The sequence below is a fragment of the Methylobacter sp. genome, assembly GCF_004322395.1.
Classification (GTDB): Bacteria; Pseudomonadota; Gammaproteobacteria; order Methylococcales; family Methylomonadaceae; genus Methylobacter_A.
The window spans coordinates 1-4,051 of the sequence record NZ_SCTW01000042.1 but is presented as its reverse complement, the minus strand read 5'-3'; the positions used below and the strand labels follow the sequence as shown (position 1 = coordinate 4,051).

The following is a 4,051-nucleotide window of genomic DNA, read 5'->3' as shown; positions in this document are numbered from 1 at the left end:
TCGGATTCAGACAGTGATTCGGACTCCGACAGCGATTCAGACTCTGACAGTGATTCCGACTCGGACAGTGACTCCGACAGTGATTCGGATTCCGATAGTGACTCGGATTCGGACTCCGATAGTGACTCGGACTCAGACAGCGATTCGGACTCCGATTCGGACTCAGACAGCGACTCGGACTCTGATAGCGACTCCGATTCGGACAGTGATTCGGACTCCGACAGTGACTCGGATTCGGACAGTGACTCGGACTCCGACTGCGATTCTGATCACGATCATGATCATGATCATGATAACAATGGTCATGGCAACGGCGATCAGGATGCTCCAGGCAACTCGGATGATCATAACAATGCCGAAAACAGCGAACACTCGGGCCAAGGTAACAGCGGACAGAACGAAGATAGTCACGGCAGAGATTCCGATCATGACGACGATGATGACCACGGCAGAGATTCCGATCATGACAACAACGGTCACGGCAACGGCGATCAGGATGCTCCAGGCAACTCGGATGATCATAACAATGCCGAAAACAGTGAACACTCGGGCCAAGGTAACAGCGGACATGACCAAGATAGCGGAGACAGTAGCCATACTGTGACTGTAGGGGCCGGTAAGCTCAGTGATCATATGCAGTCAATGAATGGTACTGGTAAAAACGATACCTTGACCGGCAACCAAAGCGACGACGATATTGATGGCGGTAAAGGTAATGACAATTTGTCCGGCGACGCCGGCAATGACCAGATCCATGGCGGCGCTGGAAATGACGTAATCGATGGCGGTACCGGTGATGACCATTTATATGGCGATGCGGGTAACGATGTGGTGTATGGCGGTGATGGCAATGACACCTTCTATGGTGACGATGGCAACGACGCTCTCTATGGCGATGCCGGCAATGATCTGTTCGTATTCGGCGATATATCGGGTCACACCACTGTTGATGGCGGTTCAGGAAACTGGACTGATGTTATTGAGATCGATATGGACGGCGGCCCTAGTGCACATGGTGGTGACTGGACCTTGGAAATCGATGGAAAAATGGTGGATGGCAATGGTAGTGAGCATGGCTTTTTCGATACGCATGGTGAATCAGGTACTATTACGGACACTAATACCGGCAATACTATCGACTTCGACAATATCGATAAAATCGAATGGTAATCAGCTAGTTGTTATCTAACCAAGCGGGATCCCTTTGCGGGGATCCCGTTTTTTTTGCTCGGTATTTGACGAGGCAGCCAAATAAGCTCTTGTTCGGATTGTTTTTATGTCTGTCAAAATGCGCATTAGATTAAAATTAATCATTAATCCTAAAAAACGCAGTTAGTCCACGAAAAGCACGAAAGACACGAAAGAAATCAATATATTCCATTGATTTAGTCATTCACCCGTTGGGTGACTACCTGTAATTGGGTATCTATTTGAATTTTTTCGTGCTTTTTGTGGTTTTCGTGGATCAAATGATTTTTCTAGGTTAATTCTTGCTAATACTTCAAGGTAGCTGCCTATGAGTTTTTCCGAACAGATTATCCACAGCCGAGGTGTTGTAGCGGAACATTGTGTCCGGTTAGTTAAACCCTTTCCAGCAGTTACCTTGTTTTTTTCCGTTAGCGAGCAAAAAGAGCGGGCTAAAGTTGTACATGCTAGTGGCGACACTTTTGATGCGGTTTGGAATCAAGGTGTTGTCAAGCTGCGCTGGCTCTTGGACAAATATAAACTTAAAGAGGGATGGCTGCGAGTTGATTGGGTAATGCATGCCGAGCCCTTGAACTGGGGTGAACTGAATAAACGCTTACAAGATACCAAGCGAAATTACTTTAGGCATGGGTTAGCGTTTGACAGCTCATTAAAACATGCGTTTTTAGAGCAGGAACTCAATGCCAACGCAATGCTATATGTGGGCGGCGATGTTGCGAATGCCCAACTTAACGAAAAAAATTTTTCAACTTATGCCGCTAGCCGTTACGGCAAAAAAGCCGTATTCGATTTTTCCTCGGAAGCACTGGTTTACGTGCTTTCAACCCAAGGCGTATTTTGCGATATATCCGGGGATTGCTATTTATTAGCTGGTTCCGGCCTGGCTGCCGGACGACGTGAATTGCCTTTCTTAGATACGAATCAGGTTAGCTGTTTAATTGAGACTAGTAGCCTCTATCTGGCCGGGCAGGTCAAAAAAAACGGTGAATTTTTTTATGGCTGGCATCCTTGTTTCGACCGCAAAATAGCTACTTACAATACGTTGCGGCATGTAAGCTCTACTTATGCCATGATCGAGGCCTGGGAGGTGACCGGCGATAAAACGCTTAAAGCGGCTATTGATCGCTCGATAAGCTATTTTACTCAGACCCTGATTAAAACTTACGCTCTGCCCGATAATCAAACGGTAGCCTATCTGACCGATACCGGCGATGAAATCAAACTTGGCGGCAATGCCGTTTGTCTATTGGCCTTGGTTAAATATTGCGAAGTAACCGATACTCGCGATTATATGCCGTTGCTGGAACAATTGGCCTTGGGCATCGTGCATATGCAGGATGCTGCTACCGGTCGTTTCGATCATGTTTTAAATGCTACCGACTTATCGGTAAAAGAATCGTTTCGTATTATTTATTATGATGGCGAAGCCGCCTTCGGCTTAATGCGTCTTTACGGCTTGACTCAAGATTCCCGTTGGCTGGCTGCCGTTGAAAAAGCCTTTGAGTATTTCATTGCCAACAAGCACTGGAAATCACACGATCATTGGTTAAGTTACTGCGTCAACGAGTTGACCCGCTATAAACCGGAAGAGAAATATTTTCGTTTCGGTATCCAAAACGTCAGTGGCTATCTGGATTTTGTGTTGCAACGCATTACCACGTATCCGACTCTGCTTGAATTGATGATGGCTGCGGAACAAATGCTATCGAGGCTTAAGGATATGCCAGACATGCAGCCTATCTTGGAAAATCTTGATACCGATAAATTCTATCGGGCTTTGGATTATCGTGCGCATTATTTGCTCAACGGTTATTTTTGGCCGGAGCTGGCGATGTATTTTAAAAATCCGGCGCGGATTGTCGGTAGTTTTTTTATTCGCCATCATGCTTTTAGGGTGCGGATTGACGATGTTGAACATTATTTATCGGGATTTGTAGCGTATAAGAAATATCTGCAAAAAGAAAGTAGGGTATTTGACGCTGCTAAAACATCGATTTTAACCGATGAAAAACCGTCTAAATTTAGCGCGGATCGCCAAAGTACTGGAAATAAAAATATAACCGTTAAGGAAGGTCCCAATTGGACGGTCGATAGCTTATTAAAAGCAACTCAAGGTCAATGGCTGAGAGCGCCGCTGTCGAATTCATGGCGGGCAACCGGTTTGTGCATTTGGGCGCCGACGATGCAACCAGGGCAAATGGTTGTCCTAAGACCTCACGACAGTAAAAGCTATCTTTCTATTGCTGCGTTGAATCGACTTCCGTTTTTCCCTCAGGCAGTGATTACGAGCGAAACTGTGAATTCAATAGCGGACAAAAATATTCCGGTGTTACATACGGCGGATGTCGGTCAAGCTATTCTCAACATGGGGCAATTTGCCCGAACTCAAATGCTGGGAAAAATCATTGGAGTAACCGGCAGCGCTGGAAAAACAACGACTGTAGCCATGCTATCCCATGTTCTTCGTCCTTGGGGCGAGGTAGGACAAACCACGCACAATGCAAACTTACCTCAGGGTATTGCATGGAATCTGGCTTCAATTCCTTGGAGTGCTCCCCATACGGTAATTGAAATGGCTATTGGTCAAATGCACAGAAACTCCGAATTGGTAAAGCCTGATATTGCTGTTATTAGTAATGTTGAAGCCGCTCATTTGCAATACCATCACTCATTGCCGGAAATAGCTAAAAAGAAAAGCCGCATTTTTTTAGGAATGTCCGAAGGCGGTTGCGCAATTTTGAATCGTGAAATGAATGAATGGGCTAGTGTTTACGAAGCTGCCCGGGCACGAAATTTGCGGATCATTCATTATGGCCGACAGGCGGATTGCGATGTTTGTTTATTG

At 45.9% G+C, this 4,051-nt stretch carries 2 protein-coding genes; both read left to right on the top strand.

Annotation, left to right across the window (positions count from 1 at the left end; translation table 11 throughout):
* Nucleotides 1-1,170: calcium-binding protein (locus EPO18_RS05865; protein WP_472850874.1), on the top strand; the 1,170-nt coding region annotated here is incomplete at its 5' end.
* A gap of 346 nt (nt 1,171-1,516) precedes the next feature.
* Nucleotides 1,517-4,051, top strand: a 2,535-nt coding sequence (locus EPO18_RS05860; RefSeq protein ID WP_292431859.1) for a Mur ligase family protein, incomplete at its 3' end; no start/stop codon positions are given.